This window comes from Halorubrum sp. Boch-26, from assembly GCF_029889805.1.
Taxonomy (GTDB): Archaea; Halobacteriota; Halobacteria; order Halobacteriales; family Haloferacaceae; genus Halorubrum.
Genome location: NZ_JARANT010000134.1, coordinates 1 through 5,018, shown reverse-complemented (window position 1 = coordinate 5,018; position 5,018 = coordinate 1). Strand labels below are relative to the sequence as shown.

Here is a 5,018-nt window from a genome sequence, read left to right as displayed (position 1 = left end):
ACCCGCGAGCCTCACGAGGCGGTCGTCCGGGTACCGATCGCCGGCGAGGGCAACGGCGGGGTGTTCTTCCCGCCGTACCGGCTCTCGCGAGACGGCGCGTACATCGGCGCGCGCTTCCTCGAACTGCTCGCGACCGGCGGCGACCCCGTCAGCGAGGCCGTTGCGCCCTACGCCGACTACCACTTCGTGCGTCGGAACGTCGAGTACGCGGACGGCGGCGAGCGCGGCGACATGCTCGCCGCGGCGCGGGCGTACGTGGAGACCGCCGACGCCGAGCCGAACACCACCGACGGCTACCGTCTCGACTACGGCGACGCGTGGGTACTCGTGCGCCCGTCGGGGACGGAGCCGAAGATCCGGATCTACGCCGAGTCCGCCGACGCCGACCGCGCCGAGCAGCTCGCGACGGATATGCTGGTCGCCGTCGAGAGCGGCCGATAGCGACTGTTACTTATCAATTACACCTGGCGCGCGCCTCCGAGCGGTCGCCGTCAGCGACTGCGAGGAGCGCGTGCGAGGGAGGCGGTGGGCCGGCGCGGCCCCGCCCGCGCCGGGCCGTCCGCCGAGGTTGGGGAGGCGTGAGGTGCCGTGCGGTCGCGGTCGGGTGGGACTCAAAGGGGCAGTCGCGAGGACGAAGCCCGGCGCAGTAAGCACTACAGGGCGCGAGCACAGCGAGCGACCGAAGCGCGCAACAAGCCGCGCGAGTCCTCGCGACTGGGGATTTAGGGGTGGTTTCCGTCGATCTAGTAGCGACTATTTATAAGCGAGCGACTGGGGATTTAGGAGTGGCTTCCGTCGATCTAGTAGCGACTATTTATAAGCGAGCAACTGGGGATTTAGGAGTGGTTTCCGTCGATCTAGTAGCGACTATTTATAAGCGAGCGACTGGGGATTTAGGAGTGGCTTCCGTCAATCTCCAGTCAATCGGTTATAACCGAGCGAATAAGTATTCAAGAGAAGTCGTCGCAGAGACGACGCCTAATCGAGCTCAGTCGAGCGCCGCGAGCGCCTCGGCCGCCTCGCGAGCCGCCTGCAGGTGGTCGCGTGCTCGTCGAGGATCGTCCGTCTCCGCGGCCGCGGCGGCGAATCGATTCAGGGTCCGGGTCAGCGACGCCCGAGCGTCGGCGACGCTCCCGGAGCCGGCGGTCGCCGTCGCCGCGGTAGCGTCCGCAGTCGCCGTCGCCGCGGTAGCGTCCGCAGTCGGGTCGGAGCCGGTCGCAGTCGACTCCGGCGTTCGAGCCGCTCGCTCGAGTCCGGCGGGCGACTCCGGCGTTCCGACGGGCGACTCCGGCGTTCCGACGGGCGGCTCGGGACTCGTCTCCGCCGAGCCCTGATCGACCCGCCCTGTCCCGGCCGTTCCGTTCTCGCTGGTCGCAGTGGGCGACGCTCCGCCGCCCGGCGTCGTCGCCGAACCGCCGGCGGCGCCCGGAGTTTGACCCGCCGCGGTCCCGGAGCTTCCGGCGCTCTCGCCGTCCTCGGCGTCCTCGGCGTCGGCCGTGTGGCAGGTCGGACAGAACTCCTGCCCGTCCTTCCGGAAGATCGGGTCGCCGCAGTCGTCGCAGTGGCGGTTCGTCATCGTCGCTCCCTGTAAGAGGAGCTCGGACATCCGCTGGGTGTGCTCGCGCTTCTCCTCGTCGTCCGCGAGCTTCTCGCGGAGCTTCTCCCGTTCGGCCTCCTTGTCGAACCCGTCGCTCATGGATGGACGAACGTGGTTGACGAGCAAAAGTCCGGTGGGCTCGGGACGGCCGCGTGTCGAGGGGCGACCGCCGAGAAGGGCGACGACGGTCGGGCCGGTGCCTACTCCTCGGTGATCGTGCGGTCGTCGGGGTCGAGCTCGCCGCGGTGGATCTTCGAGCCGTCCTGCGCGACCTGCCGGCCGAGGACCGCGCACTTCACCCGCATCGGGGAGATGTCGACGCCGAGCATCTCCGTGACGTCGTCGGTGTCGAGCGCGTGGAGCTCGTCGATCGCCATTCCGTGAAGCCGCTCCGAGAGCATGCTCGCGGAGGCCATCGAGATGGCGCAGCCGTCGCCGGTGAAGCGCACCGCCTCGATCGTCTCGCCCGCCTCGTCGAGGTCGACATCCATCCGGATCGTGTCGCCGCAGGAGGGGTTCTCGCCGACGTGCGTGAAGTCCGGCTCCTCGAGATTCCCGTAGTTACGCGGGTTCTTGTAGTGATCGAGGATCTGCTGCCGGTACATGTCCGAGCCCAGTCCCATATCGGTCGCAGGTAGGCCGGTGCGGGTCAAAAGGGTTCCGTCGGTTGCGGCGAATTCGGGCGTCGACTCCGGGCGACGAAAAGCCGACTACTCCTTCGAGGGAGGCGCTCCCGCGGACGATCCCGGTGTGTCCGGTGTGATTGTGGTCTGCGTGCGGGAGGTCCAGGCGTCGTCGTCGACGAGCCCGCGGAGCCGTTCGAGGATGCGGTCGTACTGGCCGGGTTCTGACCGCTTCGAGAAGTAGGCGTCCGCACCGGCCTCGAGCGCCCGCGCTTCCGTCTCGTTCTCGCGGCAGGTGGTGTGGAACACGACCGGCACGTCGCTGCCCCGCTCTCGGAGCCGTTCGACCAGGTCGACGCCGGAGCTGTCCGGGAGCCGCTGTTCGGTCACGACGGCGTCGACCGCGTCGACCGCGTCGAGCGCCGCCACCGTCCCATCGACCGACCGGACCGCAAACCCGTCGGCGAACCGATCCGCGAACGCCGCCAGCAGCTCAGCGGAGCGCGCGTCCGGCTCGACGTGAAGCAAGGTGACGGAACCGCCGTCTTCCGCCGGGTCGAGGGCAGCGGCGGTGTGGGTGTCTGTCTGAACATCGGATGCGGTGGAAGATCGTGTGGAGTCTGTCATAAGCTGGTGAAACCGACGCAACGTCGCCAGGCGGCTACGACGGACATCGTCGCGCTCACGCCCTCGCCGAGCGCCACGAACTCCCGGCGCCGGAAGCCGTCGTCGGGAGCGTCCTGAGTGCGGTCGTCGCCCGTCGTCCGCCATCGGCGTCATTGTAACTCACCGAACACCCTCCGTACACGTATAAAATAGAGATCCTCACCCCGAATTTACCCGGATTAAGCCCGTTTTATCGTCGAGTGTCACCGTCATTTATATACAGCCGACGACCACCCCGGCGATCGCTCCGACGACGGGTACGATTCGGCGTTATCGACGCCCGCGTCCTCGACCGCGCGCACGGTCCGTCGGGCGGCGCGCGGACCGCGTCGCCGCCGACCTTCCCGGGCAGGGTGGCCCGTCGCGTCTCGATGAACGGGTCGAGCGCGTTGTTACCCCCCCTCAGAGGCCACCGGAACCGTTCGTGTTAGAGCTCGTCGAACGAATCGGTGGCGGAGCCGTGGTTCCGGGAAGCGAGAGCGCGGGCCGGACGACGGGGCGATCCGGTCGAAGGGCCCGATTATCGAGTGATAGCACACGTACCGGTCTGTTTCGACGGTTTCGGCGCGACGCCTCTCGGAGACGCGGAGACGTAAGCCGCGGAGCGGGCCTCGCAGTTCGACGCGGGGAGCGCGTCAGGCGAACAGGTCGCGCGCCTCGCCGACGGCCTCGACGAGGGCGTCGATCTCCTCGACGGTGTTGTAGAGGTAGAAAGAGGCGCGCGCGGAGGCGGACACGCCCAACTCGTCGTGTAGGGGCTGCGTGCAGTGGTCGCCGGCGCGGATCGCGATCCCGTAGTCGTTGAGGATACTGGAGAGGTCGTGCGCGTGGACGCCCTCGACGTTGAACGCGACGAGCCCGCCGCGGTCGTCGCCAGGCGGGCCGTAGATCTCCACGCCGCCGAGGTCACGCAGCTCGTCGTAGGCGTACTCGGCGAGGAGGTCCTCGTGGGCCTCGACGCGGTCCATCCCGATCTCCTCTAAGTACTCGATCGCCGCCGCGAAGGCGATGCCCTGCGCGATCGAGGGTGTGCCGGCCTCGAACTTCCACGGGAGGTCCTCCCACGTGGAGTCCTCGAAGGAGACGCGCCGGATCATGTCGCCGCCGTAGAGGTACGGCTGCATGGACTCCAACAGCTCCTCGCGGCCGTACAGCGCCCCGATACCGGTCGGGCCGCACATCTTGTGCGCCGAAAAGGCGAAGAAATCGACGCCGAGCTCCTTCACGTCGACCGCGCGGTTCGGCACCGACTGCGCGCCGTCCGCGAAGACGTACGCGTCGTGGTCGTGCGCGAGGTCGGCCAGGTCGGCTATCGGGTTGATCGTCCCGAGCGTGTTCGAGACGTGGACGACCGACACCATCTGCGTGTCGTCGTCGACCAGCGCCGCCGCGTCGTCCATGTCGAGCCGCCCCTCGTCGGTCACGTCGATGAATCGCACGTCGGCGCCGGTCCGCTTGCCGATCTGCTGCCACGTGACGAGCGAGGCGTGGTGTTCCATCTCGGTGAGGACCACGTTGTCTCCGGGTCCGAGCTCTTCGAGTCCCCACGCGTACGCGACGAGGTTCATCGCCTCGGTCGTGTTCTTGGTGAAGACGATCTCCTCGCGCCCCGATGCGCCGACGAAGTCGGCGACGGTGTCGTGGGCCTCCTCGTACGCGACGGAGGCTTCCTGGCTCAGCTGGTGGATCCCGCGGTGGACGTTGGCGTTGTAGCTCCGGTAGTAGTCCGCGATGGTGTCGACGACGGGGTCGGGCGTGTGCGAGGTCGCCGCGTTGTCGAGGTAGACGAGCGGCGTGTCGTCGCCCGGTCCCTCCCCCGGCGACTCCGGATCGCCGCCGACCTTCCGGTCGAGGACGGGGAAATCGGCCCGGAGCGCCTCCACGTCGAACGGGTACTGCTCCTGAACTCCCATTACGCTGAGTTGGGCCCCGAGCATTAACACATCTTCGGTTCGATAGGTGTTGCGGATAACTCGGAGCGATACTGGGGGGTATAAACTGTCGCCGTCGGCCGGGCGGTCGACACCTCCAAAGCCCCAGCCGACCACACAGCGACCGCACCTCCCGCCTCCCCGGCCTCGTCGGACCGGCGCGGTCGCGCCGGTCCGGCGCCCGCGTGCGGGCATCGCGCG

At 68.3% G+C, this 5,018-nt stretch carries 4 protein-coding genes and 1 pseudogene; 1 reads left to right on the top strand and 4 read right to left on the bottom strand.

Features of this window, described 5'->3' with window-relative positions:
* Positions 1 to 441 (top strand): annotated as a pseudogene (locus OQF71_RS13800) (phosphoglucosamine mutase); the annotation flags it as partial.
* Positions 442 to 988: 547 nt separating this feature from the next.
* Here the strand turns inward: OQF71_RS13800 and OQF71_RS13795 are convergent.
* The 4 genes from OQF71_RS13795 to OQF71_RS13780 all read right to left on the bottom strand — a co-directional run bounded on the left by OQF71_RS13795 (position 989) and on the right by OQF71_RS13780 (position 4,799).
* Positions 989 to 1,696, bottom strand: coding sequence for an Sjogren's syndrome/scleroderma autoantigen 1 family protein (locus OQF71_RS13795; protein WP_280588375.1), 708 nt, complete (start codon positions 1,694 to 1,696; stop codon positions 989 to 991).
* A 101-nt stretch (positions 1,697 to 1,797) separates the two neighbouring features.
* Positions 1,798 to 2,220: an iron-sulfur cluster assembly scaffold protein gene (locus OQF71_RS13790; protein ID WP_280588374.1), complete on the bottom strand. Its 423-nt coding sequence runs from the start codon at positions 2,218 to 2,220 to the stop codon at positions 1,798 to 1,800.
* Between the two features lie 87 nt (positions 2,221 to 2,307).
* On the bottom strand, positions 2,308 to 2,847 hold the full coding sequence (locus OQF71_RS13785) for a response regulator (RefSeq protein ID WP_280588373.1): 540 nt from the start codon (positions 2,845 to 2,847) through the stop codon (positions 2,308 to 2,310).
* A 674-nt stretch (positions 2,848 to 3,521) separates the two neighbouring features.
* Positions 3,522 to 4,799 carry a cysteine desulfurase gene (locus OQF71_RS13780; protein WP_280588372.1) on the bottom strand — a complete coding sequence of 426 codons (1,278 nt, stop codon included), beginning with the start codon at positions 4,797 to 4,799 and terminating at the stop codon, positions 3,522 to 3,524.
* Positions 4,800 to 5,018: the final 219 nt, after the last annotated feature.